General features: G+C 67.3%; 17 protein-coding genes. 2 read left to right on the top strand and 15 right to left on the bottom strand.

Translation table 11 applies throughout. From position 1 onward, the window contains the following. The 9 genes from ASE86_RS16450 to ASE86_RS06380 all read right to left on the bottom strand — a co-directional run. A partial coding sequence (locus ASE86_RS16450) for an FtsW/RodA/SpoVE family cell cycle protein (protein ID WP_235524073.1) occupies positions 1 to 761 on the bottom strand: 761 nt, incomplete at its 3' end. Continuing rightward, the gene (gene murD, locus ASE86_RS06415) at positions 758 to 2,221 is read right to left on the bottom strand and encodes a UDP-N-acetylmuramoyl-L-alanine--D-glutamate ligase (protein ID WP_235524004.1); all 1,464 of its coding nucleotides are present in this window, start codon (positions 2,219 to 2,221) and stop codon (positions 758 to 760) included. The genes ASE86_RS16450 and murD, both read right to left, overlap by 4 nt. Continuing rightward, positions 2,218 to 3,288, bottom strand: a complete 1,071-nt coding sequence (mraY, locus tag ASE86_RS06410; RefSeq protein ID WP_056423786.1) for a phospho-N-acetylmuramoyl-pentapeptide-transferase — start codon at positions 3,286 to 3,288, stop codon at positions 2,218 to 2,220. The genes murD and mraY overlap by 4 nt, the downstream gene beginning before the upstream one ends. After that, positions 3,288 to 4,676, bottom strand: a complete 1,389-nt coding sequence (locus tag ASE86_RS06405) for a UDP-N-acetylmuramoyl-tripeptide--D-alanyl-D-alanine ligase (protein ID WP_056423784.1) — start codon at positions 4,674 to 4,676, stop codon at positions 3,288 to 3,290. Before ASE86_RS06405 ends, mraY begins: the two co-directional genes overlap by 1 nt. 148 nt (positions 4,677 to 4,824) lie before the next feature. Beyond that, positions 4,825 to 6,240, bottom strand: coding sequence for a UDP-N-acetylmuramoyl-L-alanyl-D-glutamate--2,6-diaminopimelate ligase (locus ASE86_RS06400; protein ID WP_056423782.1), 1,416 nt, complete (start codon positions 6,238 to 6,240; stop codon positions 4,825 to 4,827). Continuing rightward, positions 6,237 to 7,946, bottom strand: a complete 1,710-nt coding sequence (locus ASE86_RS06395) for a peptidoglycan D,D-transpeptidase FtsI family protein (RefSeq protein WP_056423781.1) — start codon at positions 7,944 to 7,946, stop codon at positions 6,237 to 6,239. The genes ASE86_RS06400 and ASE86_RS06395 overlap by 4 nt, the downstream gene beginning before the upstream one ends. Beyond that, positions 7,943 to 8,539 (bottom strand): hypothetical protein, encoded by a 597-nt coding sequence (locus tag ASE86_RS06390; protein ID WP_056423779.1) that lies wholly within the window; start codon positions 8,537 to 8,539, stop codon positions 7,943 to 7,945. The genes ASE86_RS06395 and ASE86_RS06390 overlap by 4 nt, the downstream gene beginning before the upstream one ends. A 49-nt stretch (positions 8,540 to 8,588) precedes the next feature. Continuing rightward, complete coding sequence (gene rsmH, locus ASE86_RS06385) at positions 8,589 to 9,527, bottom strand: 16S rRNA (cytosine(1402)-N(4))-methyltransferase RsmH (RefSeq protein WP_056423777.1); 939 nt, start codon at positions 9,525 to 9,527, stop codon at positions 8,589 to 8,591. After that, the gene (locus ASE86_RS06380) at positions 9,524 to 10,015 is read right to left on the bottom strand and encodes a division/cell wall cluster transcriptional repressor MraZ (protein WP_056423774.1); all 492 of its coding nucleotides are present in this window, start codon (positions 10,013 to 10,015) and stop codon (positions 9,524 to 9,526) included. The genes rsmH and ASE86_RS06380 overlap by 4 nt, the downstream gene beginning before the upstream one ends. Before the next feature lie 293 nt (positions 10,016 to 10,308). Between ASE86_RS06380 and ASE86_RS06375 the strand changes: the two genes are divergently transcribed. Further along, positions 10,309 to 11,418 (top strand): SET domain-containing protein, encoded by a 1,110-nt coding sequence (locus tag ASE86_RS06375; protein WP_056423772.1) that lies wholly within the window; start codon positions 10,309 to 10,311, stop codon positions 11,416 to 11,418. 117 nt (positions 11,419 to 11,535) lie between these two features. On the opposite strand, the gene ASE86_RS06370 is transcribed toward ASE86_RS06375, so the two are convergent. From ASE86_RS06370 to ASE86_RS06360, 3 genes are all read right to left on the bottom strand, one after another. Continuing rightward, entirely contained in the window at positions 11,536 to 13,413 is a 1,878-nt protein-coding gene (locus tag ASE86_RS06370) for a CHASE4 domain-containing protein (RefSeq protein ID WP_056423770.1), read from the bottom strand. After that, the gene (locus tag ASE86_RS06365; RefSeq protein ID WP_082441846.1) at positions 13,413 to 15,278 is read right to left on the bottom strand and encodes a putative bifunctional diguanylate cyclase/phosphodiesterase; all 1,866 of its coding nucleotides are present in this window, start codon (positions 15,276 to 15,278) and stop codon (positions 13,413 to 13,415) included. Before ASE86_RS06365 ends, ASE86_RS06370 begins: the two co-directional genes overlap by 1 nt. A gap of 197 nt (positions 15,279 to 15,475) precedes the next feature. Beyond that, complete coding sequence (locus ASE86_RS06360; protein ID WP_056423766.1) at positions 15,476 to 18,517, bottom strand: TonB-dependent receptor domain-containing protein; 3,042 nt, start codon at positions 18,515 to 18,517, stop codon at positions 15,476 to 15,478. Positions 18,518 to 18,752: 235 nt separating this feature from the next. On the opposite strand from ASE86_RS06360, the gene ASE86_RS06355 reads away from it, so the two are divergent. Beyond that, on the top strand, positions 18,753 to 19,283 hold the full coding sequence (locus ASE86_RS06355) for a hypothetical protein (protein ID WP_056423764.1): 531 nt from the start codon (positions 18,753 to 18,755) through the stop codon (positions 19,281 to 19,283). A gap of 61 nt (positions 19,284 to 19,344) precedes the next feature. Here the strand turns inward: ASE86_RS06355 and ASE86_RS06350 are convergent, their stop codons facing one another. The 3 genes from ASE86_RS06350 to cysN form a co-directional block, all read right to left on the bottom strand. Further along, positions 19,345 to 22,368: a TonB-dependent receptor plug domain-containing protein gene (locus ASE86_RS06350; RefSeq protein WP_056423762.1), complete on the bottom strand. Its 3,024-nt coding sequence runs from the start codon at positions 22,366 to 22,368 to the stop codon at positions 19,345 to 19,347. A gap of 161 nt (positions 22,369 to 22,529) precedes the next feature. Further along, positions 22,530 to 23,273 carry a 3'(2'),5'-bisphosphate nucleotidase CysQ gene (locus ASE86_RS06345; RefSeq protein WP_056423760.1) on the bottom strand — a complete coding sequence of 248 codons (744 nt, stop codon included), beginning with the start codon at positions 23,271 to 23,273 and terminating at the stop codon, positions 22,530 to 22,532. Then, positions 23,270 to 25,183 carry a sulfate adenylyltransferase subunit CysN gene (gene cysN / locus ASE86_RS06340; RefSeq protein ID WP_056423757.1) on the bottom strand — a complete coding sequence of 638 codons (1,914 nt, stop codon included), beginning with the start codon at positions 25,181 to 25,183 and terminating at the stop codon, positions 23,270 to 23,272. Before cysN ends, ASE86_RS06345 begins: the two co-directional genes overlap by 4 nt. Positions 25,184 to 25,218 lie beyond the last annotated feature (35 nt).

The raw sequence follows: 25,218 nt of genomic DNA, 5'->3' as shown, positions 1-25,218 counted from the left end.
CCCGGCCCGCCGTGATCGGGGAACAGGAAATTGTCGATGCGGATGCGCGCGGTGTCGTAGAACACGTACGCTGCGACGACGCCGACCAGTCCGGCGCCGATCATCCCGCCGATCACCTTCGGGTTCACGCCCGCGACCATCAGCAGGATCAGCCAGACGCTGCCGAAGATGATGGTCTGGCCGAAATCGGGCTGGAGCATCAAGGCGCCGCCGACGACCGCGGTCATCCCGAACGTGACCGGCACCATCGGCAGGTCGGGATCGCGCGCGCGCAGCGACAGCATCCAGGCAATGGTGACGATGAAGACGGGTTTCAGGAACTCGGACGGCTGGAACTGCGCGATACCGGCCCCGATCCAGCGCCGCGCGCCGTTCACCTCCACCCCGACGAACGGAGTGATGAGGAGCAGCGCGCCGAAGAAGATGCAGGCCCCCAGCGCGAATCGCTTCGCCAGCGTCGGCGGCAGCATCGAAAAGACGAGCATCACCGGCACCGACAGCGCGACCCACATCACCTGCCGCCAGAAATAATACATCGGCGCGAGCTGGTGATTGAGCCCCGAATAGCGCTGCGCCGTCGCCGGGCTGCCCGCCGCGACCGCGATCAGGCCGATCGCGATCAGCAGGAACGCGAGCAGCAGCAGGACACGGTCGAGCTCCCAGAACCACATCGCAACGGGTCCGCGATTCGCCCGGCCGAGCCGTTCGTCGACCCGGCTGCGAAAGCCCTTGGGAGAAGTGGTACGCGCCATATCGGTCATGCTAGCGCCTGAACCGCTGAACGGAAGCTGTCGCCGCGATCTTCGTAATCGCGGAACTGGTCGAACGACGCGCAGGCGGGCGACAACAGCACCGTCTCCCCTGCCCGCGCGCTGGCGGCGGCGGCGCGGACGGCCTGGTCGAGTGTCCCGCTTTGGGTCACCGGCATGTCATCCGTCAGCAGTCGCGCGAACAACGGCGCCGCCTCGCCGATGACATAGGCGTGCGCGACATGGCCGAACGCGGGGCGGCAGGCGTCGAGATCGTCGGTCTTCGCCTGCCCGCCGACGATCCAGTGGATGCGGTCGAACGCGGCGAGCGCTGGCGCGGTCGAGGTCGGGTTGGTCGCCTTGCTGTCGTTGACGTACAACACGCCGTTCACGGTCGCGACGCGCTCCATGCGGTGCGGCAGGCCGGGGAAGCTTTCGAGCCCGCGGTCGATGGCGGCGGCGTCGATGCCCAGCGCCTCGCACGCGGCGATCGCGGCGAGCGCGTTCTGCGCGTTGTGCGGTCCCTGCAATGCGGGCCAGCGCGACTGGTCCATGCAGACGCCGGGCGCGATCCTGGTCAGATCCTCGGCGCGGCCGGAGCGCGCGACCTGCCTGGCGACCGCGGCGGACGCTTCGTCACCGATGCCGACGATCGCGGCATGGCCTTTCGACTGCATGGCGAACAGGCGGGCCTTTGATGCGGCGTACCCTTCGAAACCATCGTAGCGATCGAGGTGATCGGGCGTGATGTTCAGCAACACCGCGACATCGCAGTCGAGGGTGCGGGTCAGGTCGATCTGGTAGCTCGACAGTTCGAGGACGTAGACCCCGCCCTCGGTCAGCGGGTCCTGGCCCAGGATCGGCAGCCCGATGTTCCCACCCAGCCGCGTCGGCAGCCCTGCGGTTTCGCAGATGTGCGCGATGAGGGCGGTGGTCGTGGATTTGCCGTTGGTACCGGTAATGCCGACGACCTTGTGCGGCGGCAGCTCGGCGCGGGCCTGGGCGAAAAGTTCGATATCGCCGATGACGGGGACGTCACCGGCGTGCTGCGTGATCGGATGTCGGTTGAGCGGCACGCCGGGCGAGACCACGACCCCGGCGAAACCGGCGAGGTCGAGGGATAGCGGATCGGCGAGGCTCAAATCCTCCCCGGTACGGGGAGGGGGGCGTAGCGGGTGCGAACGATCTGCCGGGGGCAGATCGTCCCGCGAAGCCGGCTGCAAAGCAGCCGTGGCCGCAGGCTGGTGGAGGGGGTTCTCGGCAGAGGATATCGCCTGTGGCGCCCCCCCTCCACCGGCTGCGCCGGTCCCCCTCCCCGTGCCGGGGAGGATTTGAAGCCGGCGGGTCTCGTCGCTGTCCCACGCCACGACGCTCGCCCCGCTCGTCAGCAACGCCTGCACGGTCGCCGCGCCCGAGCGCGCCAAGCCGAGCACCGCATATCGCCTCCCCGCCCATGCGCGCGTGGTGATCACCGCAATTTCAGCGTCGACAGGCCGGCGAGCGCGAGCACCAGCGAGATGATCCAGAAGCGGATGACGACGGTCGGTTCGCTCCAGCCCATCTGTTCGAAATGATGGTGGATCGGGGCCATGCGGAACACGCGCTTGCCGGTGCGCTTGTAGAAGAACACCTGGATGATGACGCTCATCGCCTCGACGACGAACAGCCCGCCGACGATGCCCAGCACGATCTCGTGATGCGCGGTCACCGCGATGGTGCCGAGCGCGCCGCCCAGTGCCAGGCTGCCGGTATCGCCCATGAACACCGCCGCTGGCGGCGCATTGTACCAGAGAAACGCGAGGCCGCCGCCGACCACCGCGCCGCAGAAGATCGTCAGGTCGCCGGCGCCCAGTACGTGCGGGATGCCCAGATACCCGGCGTACTTCGCGTTACCCGCGAGGTAGACGATGATCATGAACGTCACGCTGGCGATGATGACCGGCATCGTCGCCAGGCCGTCGAGCCCGTCGGTCAGGTTCACCGCATTGCCGAACGCCACGATCGTGAAGGCGGCGAAGACGATGTAGAGCGGCCCCAGATCGACCGAGAAATAGCTGAAGAACGGCACGTACAGGTTGGTGCCGTTGTAGCGCGTGATGACCCAGGCGGCGGCGGCGGCGATGACGAATTCGCCGAGTAACCGGACGCGCCCCGACACACCCGCGGTGCTCGCCTTGCGCACCTTGTCATAGTCGTCGAGGAAGCCGATCATCCCGAAGCCGAGCGTCACGAACATGCACGCCCAGACATACGGGTTGCGCAGGTCCATCCACAGGAAGACGCTCAAGGAGAGCGATGTCAGGATCAGCAACCCGCCCATCGTCGGCGTCCCGACCTTGGCAAGATGGGTCTGCGGGCCGTCCAGACGGATCGGCTGGCCCTTGCCCTGCCGCACGCGCAGCCAGCCGATGAACTTCGGCCCGATCAACAGCCCGATGACCAGCGCGGTCGCCACCGCTCCCCCTGAGCGAAAGCTCAGGTAGCGGACGAGGTTCAAGACCCCGGGAAAGCCGAGCTGTTCGGCGATCCAGTAGAGCATCAGTCCCCCGTCCCTGCCACTGCCGGGGTCTTGAGCGCGGCGACCACCGCCGACAGCCCGATCCCGTTCGACCCCTTGATGAGTACCGCGTCGCCCGGCGCCAGCACGTCGCGAAGACACGCCTGCGCGGTCGCGGCATCGGGCACATGGACGAAATCGACCCGCCCCTCAAGCGCCTGCGCCAGCGGCAGCATCTCCGCGCCCACCAATATGGCGTGGGAAATGCCCGCTTCGTCGATGGGGTGGATCAGCCCGGCGTGATACGCCGCGCTGTCGTCGCCCAGTTCGCGCATTCCACCCAGCACGGCGATCCGCCGGCGTTCCTCCTGCGCGAGCACGGCCAGCGTCGCGCGCATCGAGGACGGATTGGCGTTGTAGCTCTCGTCGATCACCAGCGCCTCGCCGCCGGGCACGCGCGCATGGAACCGCTGCCCGCGCCCCGGCAGCCCGGCCATGTCGGCAAGCGCGAGGCCGGCGCGGCCAAGATCACCCTCGACCGCGTCGATCGCCGCCAGCACGGCCAGCGAATTCGACACCCAGTGCAGGCCCGGATGGGCGATGGTATAGCTGAGTTCGCGACCACCGACCTGGGCGGTCACGAACGTGCCGCCGTTTGCCGTGCGCATCGTCTCGACCGCGCGCACGTCGGCACCTGCGCCCGACCCGAAGGTCACGATCCGCCCGGCATAGGGCCTGGCCGCAGCGAGCAGCCGGTCGCGGTGCGGGCTGTCGAAGGGGATGATCGCGGTGCCGCCGGGTTGCAGCCCCTGGAAGATCTCGCCCTTGGCGTCGGCGATCGCGTCTTCGCCCGAAAAGAACGCCGTGTGCGCCGGCGCGATCGCGGTGACGATGGCGATGTGCGGGCGAACGATCCGGGTCAGCGCGGCGAGTTCGCCGGCGTGGTTCATCCCCATCTCGAACACGCCGAACGCACTGTCGCGGGGCATCCGCGCCAGCGACAAGGGCACGCCGGTGTGGTTGTTGTAGCTCTTGACCGACCAGTGGACACGTCTCGGCGTCGCGCGGTCGAGGGCTGCGGCCAGTGCCTCCTTCGTGCCGGTCTTGCCGACCGATCCGGTGACGCCGATGATCGTCGCATCGACCCGCGCGCGCGCGGCGCGGCCGAGGTCCTCAAGCGCCGCCATCGTGTTGCGGACACGGACGGCGGGATAGGTGACGCCCTCGCTGGTGATCGCTCCCGCCGCGCCATTGCCGAACGCGCCGCCCAGGAAGCGGTGGCCGTCGGTGTCCTCACCGGTCAGTGCGATGAACAGGTCGCCCCGACCGACTTCGCGTGAGTCGAAGGTGACGCCGGTCGCGGCGAAGTCCGCCGTTGCATCGCCATCGGTTGCTGCGGCGATCTCGGCGGCGGTCCAGAGCGGAGTCATAGCACCCTACCATACAGCGTCACACCCGCGCAGGCGGGGGTAAATTGGCGCAGGTGGCCGTTGTTAGGCGAGACGTCAGCCAGGATTAATCCTCGCCTCCGCGGGGATGACGCATGAGGGATCAGGGATGAGGGACGAGAGGTAAGCGTCACGCCGCGACCTCGCGTGCGACCTGGACGTCGTCGAACGGCAGGACGAGGTCGCCGACGATCTGGCCCTGTTCGTGTCCCTTGCCCGCGATCAGCACGATGTCGCGCGCCCCGGCCATGCGCACCGCTTCGGCAATCGCGGCGCGTCGGTCACCGATTTCGGTCGCGCCGGGCGCGCCCTTCAGTACTTCGGCACGGATTGCCGCGGGGTCTTCGGAACGCGGGTTGTCGTCGGTCACGATGACCACGTCCGCGCCGCGCGCGGCAGCCTCGCCCATCGGCTCGCGCTTGCCCACGTCACGGTCACCGCCCGCGCCGAACACCAGGATCAGGCGGCCAGTAACATGCGGCTTCAGCGCGGCGATGGCGGCATCCAGCGCATCGGGCGTATGGGCGTAATCGACATAGACCGGCGCGCCGCTGGCGGTGATGACCGCCCGCTCCAGCCGCCCGCGCACCGGCTGCAACCGGCCGAGCGCGGCGATGGTCGACGCCACGTCGCCGCCGGTCGCAATGACCAGCCCCGCCGCGGTCAGCGCGTTCGCCGCCTGATAGGCGCCGATCAACGGCAGCATGACCGTGTGCGTGCTTCCTCCGGCCTCGATCGTCAGCGCTTGCCCCAGCATCGTCGGATCGCGGCCGACCATGCGCAGCGTATCGCCATGTTCGCCGACGCTCAGCAGTCGCAGACCGCGCGCACGAGCCAGGTCGACGACCCGCTCCGAATTGGGATCGTCGGCCCAGACGACGACCGCGCCGTCGTCGGCGACGACTTCCGCGAACAGCCGCAGCTTGGCGGTGAAATAGGCCGCCATGTCGCCGTGATAGTCCAGGTGATCGCGGCTGAGGTTGGTGAAGGCCGCCGCCCGCACCGGCAGACCTTCGGTGCGGTACTGGGTCAGCCCGTGACTCGACGCCTCGAACGCGACATGGGTCACGCCTTCGCGCGCCAGCCCCGCCACGTTGGACAGGAACGTGACGACGTCTGGCGTGGTCAGCCCGGTCGTCACGCGGTCATCCGCGGTGGTCACGCCCAGCGTCCCGATCGAGGCGGCATGGTGCCCGGCCAAGCGCCAGAGCTGGCGGGTCAGTTCGACCGTGGATGTCTTGCCGTTGGTGCCGGTGACCGCGACCGTCGTCTGCGGAAACGGCGCGAAGAAGCGCGCGGCGATTCCGGCGAAGCACTCGCGCGGATTGTCGGCGGCGACGTGCACCGCACCGTCGACCACTGTGCCCGGCCGCGCGACGACGGCGATGGCACCGGCGGCGACCGCGGCGGGGATGAAGTCCTCGCCGTTTACCCGCGTGCCTTCGAACGCGCCGAAGATCGTGCCGCGCGCGACCTTGCGGTGGTCGATCGCGAAACCGGTGACGGTGTCGGCCTCCGCGCCGCCGGTCAGCGCGCCGAGTTTCACTCGGCCGCGCCGTGCTTGGCGTCGCCGGGCGCACGCCAGATGAGCGGCGTCAGGTCGGACAGATCGACGTCGCGCGTCAGGCTCGGCTGGACGCCCAGCAGCGAGCCAGTCCGGCTGATGACGCGGCTGACGACCGGCGCCGCGGTATAGGCCGCGGTCGTCTGGAACGAATTCGCTTCAACGCGCTGGGACGAATCGAGCATCACGATCACCACATAGCGCGGTGCGTCCATCGGGAAAGCCGCCGCGAAGGTCGAGACGTTGACGTGCTTCGAATAGCCGCCGACGCCGGGCTTTTCCGCGGTCCCCGTCTTGCCGCCGACGCGGTAGCCGGGCGCCTCGCCCTTCTTGCCCGTACCGTCGGTGACGATCAGACGCAGCAGCTGGCGCATCCGCGCGCTGGTCGATTCGCTGATGACGCGGCGACCCGCGGGGGCCTGGCCCGGATCGACCTTCATCATCGTCGCCGGGCGCCACACGCCGCCGTTGACCAGCGCGGCATAGGCGCTGGCGAGATGCAGCGGGGTCACCGCGATGCCGTGGCCGTAGGCCGTTGTCATCGTCGTCGCGCGACCCCAGTTCGTCGGCCACAGCGGCTTGGCCTTTTCGATCTCGATATCGGGCGCGGTGTCGAAGCCCATCTTGCGGAACATCGCCTCCAGCCGGTCGCGGCCGATCTCGTCCGCGATCCGCGCGGTGGCGATGTTGGACGAGTAGATGAGGGTTTCGGGGATGTTCAGCCAGCGCTTCTGGGCGTGGTCGTCCTTGATGTGGAAACGACCGATCGGCAGCGGCTGGGTCGCGTCGAAGCGGCGCGACATGTCGGTGACGACGCCTGAATCGATCGCCGCCGCCATCGCGATCGGCTTGAAGGCGGAGCCGAGCTCGTAGCGGCTCTGCGTCATGTTGTTCATGCCGCCGTCGCCCGACATCACCTTGTTCGGGTTGAAGGTCGGCAGCGACGACATCGCCATGACTTCGCCCGAGTGCACGTCCAGGATGACGCCGGCCGCACCGACCGCGCGGTAGGCGACCATCGCGCGGGTCAGTTCGCTGTCGAGTGCGCCCTGCACGCGCGCATCGATCGACAACGCGACCGGCTGGCCGCGGCTGGCGTCGGCGGTAAGGCGCTCGTTCAGCACGCGCTCCATGCCGCGCACGCCCTGGCGGTCGGCGTTGACATAGCCGATCGCCTGCGCAGCCAGGCTGGACTGCGGGTACAGCCGCTCGGGCTCGCGCGCGAAGATGATGCCGGGGTTGCCCAGCGCATTCACCGCGCTGACCAGCTCGGGCATCGCGCGCTTCTTGAGATACACGAAGCGCGAGGAGGCGGTCAGCATCCGGTAATAGGCGTCAGCGCCCTGTTCGGGCAGGACGTCGGCCAGCTTCTGCGCCAGCTCCATCTTGTCGCCGATGACATTGTGCGGCTGGATGCCGATCGACCAGGCGTCGATCGTGCGGGCGAGCGGCGCGCCGTTGCGGTCGACGATGTCGCCGCGCAGGGGCACGAGCGCGGCGGCGGCATCACGCGTCGTCGCCGGCTCGGCCGAAATGGCGAGGTAGCCGAGCTTCCCGATGATCGCGAGATTCGCAAAGGCGAACAGCAGCATCAGGATCATCAGGCGAACGTGGGCCACCGCGACCAGCGAGTGGCGGCCGGTTTCGCGGCGCCGGTCGTTCGACTGCGGCGCGACGAGCACGATCAACGGAGGGTCCCCCGTTCACGGCGCGCGCTGGAGACCAGGTCGCCGAAGGTCGCGTCGCTCAGCAAGCCGCTGTCGATCATCGCCACCTTCTGGATGCGCGGCTTGGCCGTGGCCGCAGTCGCCAGCGCCTTTTGCAGCGTCGGGCGCGACACGAGCGGTGCCGGGGCGGCATCGGCAGTCTGGATCGGCGCGACCTTTGGCAGCGCGAGCTTCACCGCGGGCTGTTCGACCGGCTTCACTTCGGCCAGCGCAAGGTCGGTGGCGGCGGGCACGACTAGCGAGGCGTACTGGTGACCACCCTCCACCGGGCGCAGCGCGGCGAGCTGGGCATCGCTCGACACATATTGCTCGGGCCGCGGCGCGGAGAGCGACAGGATGTCGCCGTTCCATCGCTCGAGCTGCGCCAAGTTCGCACGCGTGTCGAACTCCGTCTCCAGCGCGCGGATGTCCTTGCGCGCGTCGAGGATGGCCATCTCGACCGCCTCCACGCGCCCACGCTCCGCCGCGACCTGCGACGACACCATGTAACAGGCCGGCGACACGACCGCGATGCCGAGCAACCAGCCGAACCCCTTGAAGCCGCTTACTGCCATTGCCTTACGCTCCTAACACGCCCCATGCTCACACGCCCCACACGCATACTCACTTGTCCCACGCCGCAGCGGTCGTCCGCTGCGCCACCCGCAATGTCGCCGACCGCGCGCGCGGATTGCGCGCCAGTTCGGCCTCGTCCGCCCGGATCGCCTTCGACAGCGCCGTAAACGTCGGTTCGTTTGTCGCCTGCACTGCCGGCAGATGCCGCGAGCCCGCCGGCGTCCCGCCCGAGCGTTCGCGCAGGAACCGCTTCACGATGCGATCCTCCAGGCTGTGAAAGCTCACCACCGCCAGCCGCCCGCCGGGGCGCAGCAGCGCTTCGGCCGCGCGCAAGCCGTCGGCCAGCTCGTCCAGCTCGCGGTTCAGATGGATCCGGATCGCCTGAAAGGTCCGGGTCGCCGGGTCCTTCTTGTCGTGCGGCTTGTGGCCCAGCGCCTTGCGCACGACGTTGGCGAGTTCGCCCGTTCGCGTGATCGGCCGCGCGGCGACGATCGCCCGCGCGATGCGGCGCGACTTGGGCTCCTCGCCGTAGAGATACAGCACATCGGCGATCGCGGCTTCGTCGGCGGTGTTGACGAAATCGGCGGCGCTTGTCCCCGACTGGCTCATCCGCATGTCGAGCGGGCCGTCGGCCTGGAACGAGAAGCCGCGGTCGGCGCGGTCGAGCTGCATCGACGACACCCCGATGTCCATCGTGACGCCATCGACCGCATCGAAACTCCGCGAGGCGAGTTCGGCGACCATGGCCGAAAACGGCGCCTCGACCAGCGTCAGCGCGCCGTTCGCGTCCGAGACCACGTCCTGCCCTTCGCGCACCGCATCGGGATCGCGGTCGAAGGCGATGACGGTCGCGCCGGTCGCCAGGATCGCACGGGTGTAGCCGCCCGCGCCGAACGTCGCATCGACGTGCACTTCGCCCGGAGCGGGGCTGAGGCCGGCGATCACTTCGTCGATCAGTACGGGAATGTGGGGCGCGGCGCCGGTCATGCGCGCACCTTGCGGTTGGCCATCAGATGCGCGCAGCGGCGGCGGGTGACCGCGCTGACGCCGTCGGCCTGCGCCATCAGGACGTCCGGGTTCCAGATGTTGAAGGTCTGCGCGTCGCCCGAGAAGAACGCCCAGCCGGGCGCGTCGATCTGCGCTTCCTGGCGGAAGAATTCGTCCAGCACGAAGCGGCCCGACGGGTCGAACGGCGCCTTGTCCACGTCGGAGAAATCGGCGTTCCGCTTGGTGGCGAGCGCGCGCACGTCGGCGTCGGGACTGCGCATCGCCTCGCGGATTTCCTCGAAATTGACCCGCGACCATGTCAGGTCGTAGGCGCGCAGGCACGGCAGCGTCGGGTGGATGCCGATGACGATGGTGCGCGCGTCGCTGTTCTTTTCGAAGACGGCGCGAAAGTCGGCCGGGATCGCGACGCGACCCTTCGCATCGACCCCCTGCAGTGCACTGCCTTCGTATAGCTCGAAGTCCGTCACACCCGTTCGCCCCACGAGCGGCAAAACACTCCCGCCTTCGAAAGCAGCCCGTCGCCGCCCTCGAATCCCGACCATCCAAAACGGGAGAGTGCCCCTCTGCCATTTTGGTAATCCAAACATACTAACGTCGCAAGGGGATGCGCTGCCTGAAACGGGGATTTCGCGCCCAGATTGGGGAATATATCACAGGATTCGCGTTACGTTCCCGTATCGATCACAGCCGTTCCAGATCGGGTGCGTGGACGACCGTTTACGAGGATGGTAAACGCACTACCCATGGGGGTGCAGTCGCGGTGACGGGGTTCGAGCCTTGGGTATGGTTTGCGATCGCCTGCAATTTCGCGGGCTACGCGACCTATCTGACCGGCCTGCGCCGTCATTCGGTCGAGCCTAACCGCGCCTCCTGGCTGATCTGGAGCGCATCGACCGGCCTTGAGGCGGCGACCTATTGGGCGGTCAATCCCGGTGCCGTTCAGACCGCGATTTTCGCCGTGTCCGCCGTCGCCTGCATCGCGGTGACGGTCAGCCTGTGGCGACGCTCGGCGTGGGCGCTGCCGAGCGCGACCGAGGGTGTGTGCATCGTCGCTTGCCTGGCAGCGCTCGCGCTGTGGCTGGTCTTCAGCGAAGCCTATTGGGCACATATGCTGGTCGTCGCGGCGGTACCGGTCAGCTTTCTGCCGACCTGGGCCAGCGTTGCCACCGCCCCTGCGCGCGAGCGGTCGCCGGCCTGGGTGCTGTGGACGATCGGCGATCTCGCGACGCTGTTCGTGGCCGTGCGTCACGGTGGCGAAGGCATCGGCGAATATGCCTATCTGGTCGTCGAATTCCTGTGCCACGCCAGCGTCTGGGCGGCGGTCGCGCTCATGCTGCGCGCGGGTCGCGCGCGCGGGGACGCCCGGACCGCGGCGATGTTCACGGTCGGCGAGACGCATCTGGGCAAGGCGGTCTTCGCGGCGCGGGCCTTCGGTGAAGGTGAACCGCTACTGGAATTCACCGGGCCGCGCCTCGCGGCGGGCAAGGTCCCCGGTCTTCTGCGCGGCGGGGCCGATCGCTATGTCCAAGTGACGCCGGATCATTTCATGGGTCCGTCGGGACGGCTCGACGACCTGGTCAACCACAGCTGTGATCCCAACGCCGGCCTGCGCTTCACCGACGCCGGCGTCTTCCTGGTCGCGATCCGCGATATCGTGGCGGGCGAGGAAGTGACGTGGGATTACTCGACCACGCTCACCCAGTCGAACTGGCACATGATCTGCGGCTGCCGGGCGGCGAACTGCCGTCGGGTGATCGGCAATTTCGAGACGATCGATCCCGAGCGGCAGCAATTCTACCGCGCACGGAATCTGGTGGCGCCGTATCTGCGGCGGCGCGATGCGGTGGAACGGGGCGCGCGGGCGGGCTGATCGCTCCTCCATCGTCATCCCCGCGCAGGCGGGGATACAGTGACGCAGGTGATCGCAAGGAAGCGAGTCGGCAGCCAGGATTGATCCCCGCCTTCACGGGGATGACGGTTGATGGGTTCAGGCCGCCTCGTCCACCGGCAGCACGTCCGCGGCAGGCGCCGGCAGCGTCAGGATGGCGCTTGCCCCCGTCCCCTTCCCCCGACTCTCCAGTCGCAGCGAGCCGCCCATCGCGAGCATCGCATTCGCGCACCAGTGCAGCCCGAGGCCACCCGACTTGTGCGGCCGCGTCGAATAGCCGCGCTGGAAGAATTTCGGTTCGTTCTCCGGCGCGAACCCTTCGCCGTTGTCGCGGATGTGGAGTTCCACGCGATCGCCGACCTCGACGATGGACGCGGTGATCTGTCCCGCGTCGGCGCCCGCCGCAACGATCGCCTCGCCCGCATTCGCCAGCAGGTTGCCGATCACCTGGCTCAGGATAACGCGGTTCGCTACCGCCCAGTGTGGAGCGGACGGAAACACGAATGCGATCGAGGCGTCCCCCGAATAGCGCGCGATCGTCGCATTCTGCGCGACGACATCGCTCAGGTCGATCAACGACAGCGGTGGCTTTTCATGCGCCTGTTCCTGTTGCTGGCCGATGATCTCCAGGACGTTATGCAGGGCCTTGCGGCCGACCTCCAGCCCCTCGCGCCGGGCCTCGCGGTCCTGGCGGTCGGCCTCCAGCGCGGCGGCGACGAACGCGACAAGCTTTTGCCGGCGCGCAAGCGGCACCCGCTCATCGGTCAGTTCCGTCATCGCCCGGTCGAGCAAGGCGCGGTCGGCCGGCGGCGATGCCGCAAGCCCGTGCGACAGGATCGTCGCGATCGGTCCCAGCGCATTGCGGACATTGTGCATCACCGCCACCGCGCTTTCGCTCTGGCCCAGCTTGAACGACTGGACCTCGACCTGTTCGCGCAGATCCTTCAGCTGGCTCAGCATCGAATTGAAGCTGGTGACCAGGCTGCCGATCTCGTCGGCACGCGCGTCGTCGGTCAACGGCCCGAGCGTGCCCGATGCGCGGACGACGCCCATATGCCGCTCAACGCGGTTGAGCGGCTTCAGCACAAGCCGACCGATCATCCGCCGCAGCACCACCAGCACGACCGCCAGCAGCAGGATCGCGCCACCGACCGCCAGTAGCAGCATCCGCCGTCCCAGCACCGACAGGTCGCGCGGGATGCCGAAATGCGCGCTGGCGACCGCGGTGCCGTCGACGCCTGCGATCGGCACGGCAATCCGCAGCCGGTCGCGAGTCGATGTGATCGACACCGCCCCGTCCCGCGCCGTCAGGTCGATGCGCGCGGGAAGTTGCAGCAGCTGCCCCAGTTGCACCGGCGTCAGCTCGCGCGCCATCAGCACATAACCGCGCGGGCGCCCGCTGCCGTCACTGCGCCGCACCTGCGCCACGCCGACCGCAGCCAGCGTCGTGCCGAACCGCATGTAAAATGATCGCGAGCTTTGCCGGGCCAGGACCGTCGGCAGTCCCATGGCGGGAATCTGCGCGATCAGCCGCGCGCGCATGTCGGCGCGGTCCCGACCGGCGCGCGGGTCGAGCCAGCGCGCGATGACGATCCGCCCGTCGGGCGCGACATAGGCCATGCCGCTGACATCCAGGTTCTGCATCGCCAGCGGCGAGAAGCTCTCACGCTCGAATTCGGCCGAGGGTGCGGCCATGTAGTCATAGCTGGCGTTCCAGTCGCCATAGTCGCGCACCGCCGTCTCGACCTTGGCGGCGAATTCACCAAGCGCCGCCTGCGTGCGTTCGACATTCGCCTCGACCGCAGCGGCCTCCAGACGGTTGAAGCTGGGCGTGATGACGCCGGCCAGCAACAGCGTGATCGCGATCGACCCGACCAGCCCGACGCCGGTCAGGATCAGGACGAGCTGCGCGCCCAGGGACTTTGGAATACGTTTGAGCCCGATGCGGTCGAGCCAGCGCAGCGTGCGGCCTGGCATCAGCCTTCGGTCCCGGTCGCCGCCCCCTGGACCGCATCTGCGCCGCCATCGAACAGAAACTGCTTGCCAGCGAGGTCGCGGGCGTCCTCTTCCGCCATCGGACGGGCCAGGAAATAGCCTTGCAGATGGCTGCAACCGGCGACGCGGAGCGCCTGGACCTGCGCTTCGGTCTCGACCCCTTCGGCCACCACTTCCATCCCCAGCGCACGGCCGAGGTGGATGACCGAATGGACGATCGCCGAGCTTTCGCGCTCGCGGCCCAGGCCGTCGATGAAGCTGCGGTCGATCTTCAGGCAGTCGAGCGCGAACTTGCGGATGTTGTAGAGCGACGAATAGCCGGTACCGAAATCGTCGAGCGCGATGCGGAAGCCCATCTGGCGCAGGCGGTACAGCGTTTCGGCGGCGCGTTCGGCATCGTCGAAGATCGCGGTTTCGGTGATCTCGATCTGCACCCGCGTCGGGCTGACGCCCGATCGCTGGACGCGTTCGATCACGCGGCCAACAAAATTCTGGCGGCGAAACTGGCGCGGCGAGAAATTGACCGAGACATACTGGTCCGGCCAGTGCTTGACCGCATCGAGCGCGGTTTCCAGCACCCAGTCGCCCAGTTCGTGGATCAGGTTCGATTCCTCGGCGATCGGAATGAACATCGCTGGCGAGATCATGCCATAGTCCGGGCTGTGCCAGCGCAGCAGCGCCTCGAACCCGGTGACCTTCATCGCACCACTGGCAACGATCGGCTGATAAACCAGCTTCAACTCGCCGCCGGCGATCGCCTTCGACAGACCGCCTTCGATCTGGCGACGGAAGCGGATCGATTCATCCATGCTCTCGTCGAACACGCGGACCAGCCCGCGCCCGCCGCGCTTGGCTTCATTGAGCGCAAGGTCGGCGCGGCGCATGACGTCGATCGGGTCGTTGGTGGAGCCGGGCTCGATCACGACCACGCCCAGCGACGCACCGCCCTGCACCGAATGGCCGAAGACGCTGAAGGTTTCCGAGCACGCCTTCAACAGCCGCTCGCAGACCATCACCGCTTCGTCCTCGCCGGTCGCGGGGAACAGCGCGGCAAATTCGTCGCCGCCGAGGCGCGCGATGAACGATCCGCGCGGGGCAGCCGCATGCAGCTTGCCGCAGACGACACGGATCAGTTCGTCGCCGGCCAGATGGCCGAAGCTGTCGTTGATCAGCTTGAAGCGATCGAGGTCGATCATCGTCATCGCAAACCGCTCGTCGCTGCGGACCGAGCCGTGCAGCGCGCGCAGGAACGCCAGCCGATTGGGCGCATCGGTCAGCGAATCATGGTTCGCCATGTGGACCGCGCGGCTTTCGTTGGCGCTCAATTCCAGCGCCTGCTCCTCCAGCAGCCGGACCTGCCCGGCCAGCGCTTCGCGGGCGGCGGCCAGTTCGCGGTCGGCCGCCCAGCGGTGGCAGAGCGCCGTCGCGGTCTGCACGATCTCCTCCACCTCGAACGGCTTGGCGATGTAGAAAATCTTGTCGGCGGGACCGGCGGCGCGGCTGATCTCCAGCGGCGAGAAGTCGGAATAGCCGGTGACGATCACCAGATTGATATCGGGATCGAGCGCGCGGATGCGGCGTGCGGTTTCCTTGCCGTCGATGCCCGGGGGCATGCGCACGTCGATGAACGCGACCGAATAGGGCTCGCCCAGCTTCAACGCCGCCTCGACCGCGGCGACGCCGTCCAGGCCCTGCATCCGGTGGGTCAGCGCAAAGGCGGGGCCGGCGGGTTCGGCAGACGGCGCATCGGCCGCCGCGTCGCCGAACAGCTCGCTGGCCATCGCCGACAGCGCGTCACCCGCCGCGGTATCGCGCGGAGCAAAGCTGCGGGCGTAGCTGTCATGCATCGCCTGTTCGTCGTCGATAATCAGAATGCGCACGTCGAATGACCCCTCGCTACCGCTTGTCGTGGCGTAACCGGAGAGGGTTAAGAACGCGTTGACGATTGAGGCTGCGGGGGCTCGGCGCGTCGTGCCGCCCGGACGAAAAAGGGCGGCGAACCCGAAGGTCCGCCGCCCCGAAGGTCAGATCCTGTGTCCGCGGATCACAGCTTCAGGCGAACGCCGACCGTGAAGCGACGACCGATCGGATCGTACGTCGTCGGGAAGGTGTTGCCGTTGTTGAACGACGTGCCGCCGACACCCGAACCCACCAGCGGCGGATCCTTGTCGAGCAGGTTGTCGACCGTCAGCGTGAACTCCAGATTGTCGCCGACCGAATAGCGGGTGGCGAGATCGAAGTAGTTGTACGCCGGGATGCGACGGAACGCTTCCTGGATACCCGCGGTCGGGACGGTCAGCGTCTGACCGTTCAGCACCAGCGTCGCCGAGCCCGACAGGGCCGGATTCGGACCACCCGGCTGCGGGGTCGACAACGGCGTGATCGCGGTTGCCAGGTACCGCTCCAGGCGGACGGCCGACAGGTGCGTCCACAGCAGCGATACGTCGAAACCACCGGCCGACAGGGTCGCACGGGTGTTCCACTTCCACTCGGGCCGCGGATTGGTGCAGTTCGTGCTGTAATAGCCGGTACAGTCGCGGTTGATCGAGTTCGATGTCGCCTGGAAGTGGTAGTAATCCAGCCACGTGCCGTTGAAGCCCAGGTTCAGCTGGACATCGTCGGTCAGGCGGGTGCGATACGACACGCCGGCATCGATACCCGCCGTCTCGATTACGCCCAGGTTCGATCCCGCCAGGATGACGCCCGGCGTTTCGCCCGCACCGTTCAGCGAGCCGTTGAGCGGGTTGCGCCCGATCAGTTGGCAGAATCCGTTGTTGGCGAAGCTCGGGTTCAGGGCCGACGAATAGCAGCCGTTCAGGATGTCACCCTGCGCCGGCGAGCTGATGGCGTCACGAACCTTGATGTTGAAATAGTCGAACGTCGCCGAGAAGCCCGGCACGAAGCGCGGCGTCAGCACCGCACCCAGCGTGTAGGTCTTCGCCTTTTCGACGCCCAGGTTCGGGTTGCCCGAGGTGGTGACGTTGATCTGCGTCGACGACGGCTGCGGGATCGAACCGATCGTGCCGGCCGGTGCACCGGTGGCGATGCAGAGCGCGGTCAGGCCGGCATTGCCGACCGGCGCGCTGCCCGCGCACGGATCGGTGGTCAGGTTGCCCAGGCCCTGGACGACACCCTGGTACAGTTCCGAGATGTTCGGCGAGCGCACCGCGACCTGGTACATGCCGCGGAACTTGAAGCCCTGGATCGGTTCGAAGCTGCCGCCGGCCTTCCACGTGAAGCTGTCGCCGGTGGTCGAATAGTCCGAATAGCGCGCACCGGCTTCCAGCGTCAGGTTGTGGAAGAACGGCTTGTCGGTGATCAGCGGGACGATCAATTCGCCGAATGCTTCCTTCACCTTGTAGCCACCGATGTCCGGCGGCGTGCGCGCGCCGGTGCCGAGCACTTCGCCCTGGATCTGCGAGGCCGAATCCGGCTGCGAGTAAGCGAAGATGTCGCGGTATTCGGCACCGATCGAGAACGCGACCGGCGATGCCGAGAACGGCGACGTCAGGCCGAAGAGATCGCCCGAGATGCTGCCGGTGACGACCGTCTGGTCGGTATGGCGGCGGATCAGCGCGTCGAGATCGATGAAGCCGAGCATCGCCGGCGTGATCGAGCCTTCGGCACCGAACAGGTTGATCGGAACGCAGCCGTTGGCGGTGTCCGCGCAGGTCGGCGTACCGGCAGCGTTGCGGAACGACCGCAGCGACTGCTGCAGACGCGAGAACGACCCCCAGTTCTCACGCGTCTGGTTCTGCGTCGTCTCGCCATATTGCGCCGACAGGTCGAACTTCAGCGTGTTGGTCAGGTTGCCGCGCAGGCCCGTCACGACCTGGAACTGCGTCGATTCCACCGGATTGCCGCGCGGGCCGTATTCGGTGAAGCGACGCTGCGCAATGACCGGGATTTCGACGTAGCCCGCCGTGCCCGGACCGCCGCGGACGGCGGCCGCCGTGTCGCAGGTCGCCTGGGCGATGCCGCGCGCCGCGCACAGCTGGTTGCGCGCCGCTGCCGGCAGATAGGCGTTGTTCAGGCTCAGCTGATAGGTGTTGGTGAAGCTGGCCGACGACGCGAGCTGGATCGTGACCAGGCTGCGCGTGAACATGCCCTGCGCATACACTTCGACGTCGTTGAAGACGTTGTGCCGCGCCGATGCGAAGACGTTGTACTTCTCCAGCGGGGTCTGGAAGTACGTGTTGATGTTGGTGTTGTAGGTGTTGCCCGCGGTCGCCGCCTCGAACCGACCGGTGGTCGGATTGATGACCGCGCCGGCACTGGTGCCGGGGAAGCCGAAGGCGGTGGCTGCCGGCGACGTGAAGATCGTCGGCACCGCAGCGGTCGACCCGCTGAAATAGCCGGTCGTCGAGCTGATCGGAATCCTGCCGATGTCGCGGCTGGTGACCAGCAGCGGGTTCGAACGCTGATAGCCGACGCTCAGCACCGCATTGCCGCGGCCGTCGCTCAGGTTCGTACCGACGGTCAGGTCGGCCGAGAAGCGCGTCGCATCGCCGCGTTCGGAAACGCGGTAGTTGGTGCTGAGATCGACACCCGAGAAATCACGCTTCGTGATGAAGTTGACGACGCCCGCGACGGCGTCGGCGCCGTACACCGACGATGCGCCGCCGGTGACCAGGTCGACACGCTCGACCAGCGCGACCGGGATCACGTTGGTGTCGGTCACGCCGTCCAGGCCGAACGGCACGACGCGGCGGCTGTCGAGCAGCACCAGCGTACGGTTGTCACCCAGGCCGCGAAGGTTGATCGTCGCGGCGCCCGTGCCGCCGTTGTTGACGGCCGGACCGATCGATGGACGAACCGACGGAAGGTCGCGCAGCAGCGCCTCTGCCGTGGTCGCCTGGCGCAGCTGGATTTCCTGCTGGCCGACGACGTTCACCGGGCTGGCGGTCTCGAGATCGGGACGCGCGATACGCGAGCCCGTCACGACGACGTCCTGGCCCGGTTCGGCCTGTGCTTCGGGTGCGGCTTCCGCCGGCTCGGTCACCTGCGCCATCGCCGGCGCGGCCGCGATCGCAGCGGTCAGGAAAAGCGTCGACGTCAACAGACGCCGGCGAAAAATCGAGGTCATGCTCTCATCCCCTTTTGCCGCCACGTGCCGACGGCAATCATTGCCCCCCGGTTAAGAAACCAGGTCCGTTGCTATCGTCACTTCCGGATCGAAACTGTGCAATGCTAGAAGTCGACGGGACTTGAATTCGCCAAAACATGTTGCAGCGCCGCAACAGGCAAGAAATTCACGGGGCTTTTCAATTACGTTTCGATGACCAATGCCTAGCCGGGCAAGTAAATGAAGGGGCAAGCTGATGAAATGTGGCCACATTCTGACCATCGCCGCGCTGGTCGCGATGCCGTCCGCCGGGATCGCACAGGATCGCAAGGTCGATCCGTCGCTCGTCGATGGCGTCGCCGCCTGCCTGGATATCCGGGACGACACGCAGCGCTTGGCGTGCAGTGACGCAGCCGCCCGCAAGCTGGTCGATGCCGTGCGTCGCAAGGACGTCGTGCTGGTCGATCGGGAGGAAGTGAAGTCGACCCGCCGGTCGCTGTTCGGCTTCCAGCTACCGCGGATCGGCCTGTTCGGCCGCGGCGGTCCCGACAAGCCGGAGGACGAGATCACGCAGCTGGAGGCCAAGGTCACCCGCGTCGTCGACCTGGGCTATGGCAAGTACGGCCTGACCGTCGATGGCGGCGCGCGCTGGAACACGACCGAGGCCTGGTCGGGCGGCAATCCGCCGTCCGTCGGCACGATGCTCACGATCAAGCGCGGCGCGCTCGGCAGTTACATGGTCCGGACCCCGAAGTCGGGTGCTGTCCGGGCGATGCGGGTGGGATGACAGAAAAAAGGGGCGGCTCCGGAAAGGAACCGCCCCACTTTTCAGGTCAGATACCGGTCGATCAGAACTTGAAGTTCGCACCTGCGCGGAACGATCGGCCGATCAGGCCGGGCAGGTGCCACGACGCCAGATAGTTCGGCTGCGTGGTGTAGAAGGTGTTCGGGTAGAACGGGGCGCGGGCGTTCGTCACGTTCCCGACAAAACCGAAGAAGCTGAACTGGTCGTTCACCTTCACCGTCGCGTTCAGATCGGTGTAGATGAAGCGACGGATCCGGCAGAACGAGTTGCCGCCCTGGGCGTCCTTGTACACCGACGCATTGCACGACGTATCCAGGTTGCCCTGGTCGGTCGCGACCGCACGCATGGCCCCGACGAAATAGGTCGTCGCGCTGAGCGAGAAATTGTCGGTCAGGAACGTGTTCTGCCAGTTGCCGCGCCATTTCGGCGTACCACCACCCGACGACAGGTCTGCCGGGCCGACCGAGCCGGCGAAGCGCTGCACGCTGCCGTTGTCCAGATGGCGATCGAACTTCAGCGTACCCTGCAGATCCAGACGGCTTTCGAAGCGGATACCCTCGCTGATCGGTGCCTGGACGTTCGCGGTGAACTGCAGACCGGTCGTCACGTCGTAGTTGACGTTCACGTACGGCGCATTGAGCACCAGCAGACGCGGCAGGGCGTTGAGCGCGAACGGATCGGCACCGTCGATGACGTTGCACGAATAGCCCGCACCGACCGCCGCCACCCGGGCACAGCCCGCGGCCGAAGCCGCGGCCGCCGAGGCGAAGTTCTGGTTCGCCACCGAATAATAGGCGGAGATCGCCTGACCGGCGAGCGAGCCCGCAGTGATGAGTCCCGACTTCTTCACGTTGAAATAATCAGCGGTGACGCTGAACCAGGGCGTCGGCTGCACGATGGCGCCGACCGTGAAGCTGCGCGAGGTTTCAGGCTGGATGTTCGGGTTGCCGACATAGCCACGGCCGACCGAATAGGCCGTCGTGTAGCTGGAATTCGTCGGGTGAGCGGCGCGGAAGGCAGCATCCGGCGTGTAGCCGACGAAGCCCGAGAACGAGCTGCGCGGATCGATCTCGGCAAAGGTCGGCGTGCGGAAGCCTTCCGAATAGGAGCCGCGGATCGACAGCTCCTTGAACGGGGTAAACTTCGCACTGACCTTCGGCGAGAACTTGTTGAAGCCTTCCGAATAATCGTCGTAGCGGCCCGACACGTTGACGCTCAGCTGGTCGATGATCGGCGCGGCGATTTCGAAATAGCCGGCCCACACGTCACGATCGCCGAACGCCTGCGCGGTCGACAGGCCCGGAACGTCCAGGTTCGGATTGGCGCTGCGGTTGGTCAGCTTTTCCTTGCGATACTGGCCACCGACCGCAACCTGCACGTTGCCACCCGGCAGCGCGAAGAGTTCGCGCGACACCGATGCGTCGGTCGTAAAGATCGACGAATTCGACAGCGAGGTGATCGGCGGCAGCACCGAATCACGCACTGCCTGCGAATTCAGGCTGGGGTTCACGAAGTTGTACGCGCCCGTGTTGATCGCGCGGACCAGGCCGTTCAGATTGGCAAAGCCGGTCTGGATCAGTTCGAGATCGTCACGCGAGTAACCGACGTCGATGTTCCAGCGCCATGCATCGGCAATCGTGCCGTGCAGGCCGCCGGTGACGCGGTACAGTTCGTTCGTCCGCTCCGACCCTGGCTTCACATCACCGAACAGGTAATAGATGCGCGCGGCATTGGCCGCTGCGATCGCCGGCGTCGCCGCGGCGTTCGTGGCATAGGGGTTGTTCGGGTTCAGCTGGCGATCCGCCGCCGTCGCGCAATTCGTGCCCGCGGAGCAGATGAAATACGGGAGGACGATACCGGGGTTGCTGGTCGAGGTGCTGGGCGCGCCACCGAACGCCTGGTTCTGGCGTATACCACGCGGCAACAGCTGGATGTCGACCTTGTTGTTCGAATAGCTGCCCTGGACGTATCCTTCGATATTGTCCGACAGGCGGACGCTCAGGCGCGCCTGGGCACCGATGCGGCGCTGCTTCGGCAGGATCTGGACATATTCGCGGGTCAGGTCGTGCGCACAAGCGGTGCCGACGCGCGAGGCCGTGTTTTCCGAGAACGTCCCGAACGGGCAGTTCGCCAGCGGCGTCAGCGACGTGAAGATCGCCGGCGTCGTCGCGTTGGCGACGCTGCCTGCGAGCGGGTTGTTCAGGTCGGTCTGCGTCGTGCGCGTGACGACCGCATTGGTCGTTGGCGTGGTCAGGGTGTCGTCGGCGCGGTTGTTGTCGACGCCGCCGGCGGCGCGCAGGTCGAGCGTGTTGAACGGGAAGCCGCGCGAATCCGCGGTGATCTTGCCCGAATCCTCATATTCGCCGCCGATGTAGAAATTCCAGCCCTGGCGGTCATAGTCGCCGATGCCGCCCAGCAGGCGCAGGCGGTACTTGTGGCCGTCACCCTTCTCGGTCACGCCGGCTTCCGCGCCGCCGTCGATACCGGTGAACTTCTTTCGGGTGATGATGTTGACCACACCGCCGATCGCGTCCGCGCCGTACAGCGACGATGCGCCGTCCTTCAGGACTTCGATCCGCTCGACACCCACCTGCGGGATGCTGTTAAGGTCAACGTACGAATTGTGACCGTCGTCGCTGAGCGGGAAGTTCGCGACGCGCAGGCCGTCGACCAGTACCAGCGTCGACGAAACGCCCAGGTTGCGCAGCGAAATCGCCGAACCGCCGGCCGAGAAGCCGCTGGTGAAGCCGATGCCGATCGAGCCGGCGCCATCGGCCGCGGCCTGGCGGATCGCGTCGGCGGTATTGGTGATGCCCGCGCGAGTCAGGTTTTCGGCGGTCACGACGGTGACGGGCAGCGCCGTCAGCGTGTCGGCGCCGCGGAACAGCGTGCCGGTGACGACGACGTCCTGCGCCGCATCATCGGTGGTGTCGGTGGTCTGGGCGACGGTGGGCGTATCCTGCGGCGCCGGCGCTGGCGCGGTCTGCGCAGAGGCCGGCAGAGCGGCAGCAGCGGCCGACAGCAGCAGCGTCGACGCCAGCATCTTCCCACGGAAGGTGGAGATCATGGTGTTTCCCTTCGATCGTTCTTTTCGTTGCGCGTGTCCGCGCACGGCCGATGTATCGGTCGAGGGGGTGTATCTGCCCGTCCGGCAGCGCCGACAATCTGGATAAGGTTATACCGTGGGCGTGTTGTATCCGTACAACACTACGGCCGATGGCGGTCCGATCAGCGTCCTGCGGCCACCGCGATCACCGTGTCCGCCACCGCCGGCGAACAGATCAGCAGGTCGGGCAGCCATGTCTCCGCGCGGTTGTAAACGAGCGGGCTGCCGTCCAGGCGGCTGACGTGGAGGCCCGCCGCCAGCGCGATCGCGGCGGGGGCGCAGTTGTCCCAGACATACTGGCCGCCGGAGTGGAGGTAGATGTCCGCCTCTCCCCGCACGACCGCCATCGCCTTGGCGCCGGCCGATCCCATCGGGACCAGTTCGCCGCCCAGCGCTTCGGCCACGCGGACCGCTTCGACCGGCGGGCGGCTGCGGCTGACGACGATGCGCGGCGGCACGCGCGCGGGCGGCGCGGCGTGGCAGCCATCGGTGCACAGCGTCACGCCGCGCGCGGGCAGCGCGACGGCGCCGACCGCGGGGCGACCGTCGATGCTGAGCCCGATGTGGACCGCCCAGTCGGGGCGCATCGTCGCATATTCGGCCGTCCCGTCCAGCGGATCGATGACCCAGCAGCGGCTGGCCGAGCAACGGCGGGGATCGTCCTCGCTCTCCTCCGACAGCACGAAATCGTCCGGCCGCGCGGCGCGCAGACGCTCCAGGATCAGCGCGTTTGCAGCCCGATCACCCTCGTCGCCCAGCGCCCTGCCCTCCAGCAGGCCGGCGTGTTGCAACTGGTGCAGCAGCGCTCCTGCCTCGGTTGCGATCGCGCGCGCCAGATCGGCATCAGAAACGGCGGACAGGCTCAAATCACCGGGCTCCACATGCCGACGACGCGGTCGACGATCAGTTCGGCGGCATCCTCGGGCGATATGCGGCCGGTGTCGATACGGATGTCGGGATTTTCCGGCGGCTCATAGGGGCTGGAGATGCCGGTGAAATGCGCGATCTCGCCGGCGCGCGCCTTGGCATACAGACCCTTCACGTCGCGCGCCTCGGCGACGCTCAAGGCTGTGTCGATGAAAATCTCCAGAAATTCGCCCGGCGGGATCAATGCGCGGACCATCTCGCGTTCGGCGCGGAACGGCGAGATGAAGGCGGTAAGGACGATGAGCCCTGCGTCGGTCATCAGCTTGGCGACCTCGCCGATGCGGCGGATATTCTCGATCCGGTCGGCATCGCTGAAGCCCAGGTCGCGATTGAGGCCGTGGCGGATGTTGTCGCCGTCCAGCAGGAAACTGTGCTTGCCGAGCGCATGAAGCTTCTTCTCGACCAGATTGGCGATGGTCGATTTGCCCGACCCCGAGAGCCCTGTGAACCACAGCAGCTTGGGCGCCTGCCCCTTTTGCGTGGCATGGGCCTCGCGCGTGATCTCGACCGTCTGCCAGTGGACGTTCTGCGCGCGGCGCAAGGGCCGGTCGATCATGCCCGCCGCGACGGTCGCGTTGGTCAGCTTGTCGATCAGGATGAAGCCACCCAGATCGCGGCTGTCGGCATAGGGCGCGAACGGGATCGCGCGATCGGCCTGGACGTGGGCGACACCGATGTCGTTCAGGCCCAGCGTCTTGACCGACAGGTGCGCCAGGCTGTTCACGTCGATCGCGTGTTCGGGCGGGCGGACGGTCGCGCTGACCGTGGTCGCACCGGTCTTCAGCCAATAGGCGCGGCCCGGCAGCAGCGCGGTTTCGTCCATCCAGACGATCGTCGTCTCGAACTGGTCGGCGGCCTCGACCGCGGCCTCCGCCGCCGAGATCACATCGCCGCGCGAGCAATCGACCTCGTCGGCCAGCGTCAGCGTCACCGACTGGCCGGCCCGCGCTTCCGCCAGGTCACCGTCGAAGGTGACGATGCGGGCGATCCGGCTGGTCTTGCCTGAAGGCACGATCCTGACCGCATCCCCCGGCCGCACGACACCGCGCGCGATGCGGCCGGCGAAGCCGCGGAAATCCAGGTTCGGGCGATTGACCCATTGCACCGGCATCGCAAAGGCGCCGGCCGCGTCGCGAGTCGCATCGACCTCGACCGTCTCGAGATGGTCTAGCAGCGTCGGGCCGGCGAACCACGGCGTGTTACTCGACCGCGATGCGATATTGTCGCCGCCGAGGCCGGAGATCGGGAAGGCGACCGGCGGGGCCATGCCGATCGACGTGGCGAACTGGCCGAACTCGGCGACGATCGCGTCGTACTTCGCGCGGGCCCAGCCGATCAGGTCCATCTTGTTGATCGCCAGCACGACGTGGCGGATGCCCAGCAGATTGACCAGGAACCCGTGCCGCCGCGTCTGCGTCAGCACGCCCTTGCGCGCATCGATCAGGATGACCGCCAGGTCGGCGGTCGATGCGCCGGTGACCATGTTGCGCGTATATTGCTCGTGGCCCGGCGTATCGGCCACGATGAACTTGCGCCGGTCGGTCGCGAAGAAGCGATAGGCGACGTCGATCGTGATGCCCTGCTCGCGTTCGGCGGCCAGGCCGTCGACGAGAAGAGCGAAGTCGATGTTCTGGCCCTGCGTGCCGAGCCGTTTGGAGTCGGCCTCCAGCGCTGCAAGCTGGTCGTCGAAGATGGTGCGGCTGTCGTAGAGCAGCCGCCCGATCAGCGTGGACTTGCCGTCGTCGACCGACCCGCAGGTCAGGAAGCGCAGCAGCGACTTGTCCTGATGGCGGGCGAGATAGGCGTCGATGTCGGACGCGATGAGCGCGTCGGGGCGATACGTGGTCATGCGCCCATCCCCCCCGGCACGGGGAGGGGAACCGC

Source organism: Sphingomonas sp. Leaf33, from assembly GCF_001421785.1.
Classification (GTDB): domain Bacteria; phylum Pseudomonadota; class Alphaproteobacteria; order Sphingomonadales; family Sphingomonadaceae; genus Sphingomonas.
This window is presented reverse-complemented; position numbering and strand designations above follow the sequence as displayed.

What these genes read in the sequence shown, in the direction of transcription:
- ASE86_RS06355 (WP_056423764.1), top strand. Translation starts at nt 18,753, where the DNA reads ATGAAATGTGGCCACATTCTGACCATCGCCGCGCTGGTCGCGATGCCG.
- ASE86_RS06390 (WP_056423779.1), bottom strand. Translation starts at nt 8,539, where the DNA reads ATGGCAGTAAGCGGCTTCAAGGGGTTCGGCTGGTTGCTCGGCATCGCG.
- ASE86_RS06350 (WP_056423762.1), bottom strand. Translation starts at nt 22,368, where the DNA reads ATGATCTCCACCTTCCGTGGGAAGATGCTGGCGTCGACGCTGCTGCTG.
- cysN (WP_056423757.1), bottom strand. Translation starts at nt 25,183, where the DNA reads ATGACCACGTATCGCCCCGACGCGCTCATCGCGTCCGACATCGACGCC.
- mraY (WP_056423786.1), bottom strand. Translation starts at nt 3,288, where the DNA reads ATGCTCTACTGGATCGCCGAACAGCTCGGCTTTCCCGGGGTCTTGAAC.
- ASE86_RS06365 (WP_082441846.1), bottom strand. Translation starts at nt 15,278, where the DNA reads ATGCATGACAGCTACGCCCGCAGCTTTGCTCCGCGCGATACCGCGGCG.
- ASE86_RS06360 (WP_056423766.1), bottom strand. Translation starts at nt 18,517, where the DNA reads ATGACCTCGATTTTTCGCCGGCGTCTGTTGACGTCGACGCTTTTCCTG.
- rsmH (WP_056423777.1), bottom strand. Translation starts at nt 9,527, where the DNA reads ATGACCGGCGCCGCGCCCCACATTCCCGTACTGATCGACGAAGTGATC.
- ASE86_RS06370 (WP_056423770.1), bottom strand. Translation starts at nt 13,413, where the DNA reads ATGCCAGGCCGCACGCTGCGCTGGCTCGACCGCATCGGGCTCAAACGT.
- ASE86_RS06405 (WP_056423784.1), bottom strand. Translation starts at nt 4,676, where the DNA reads ATGACTCCGCTCTGGACCGCCGCCGAGATCGCCGCAGCAACCGATGGC.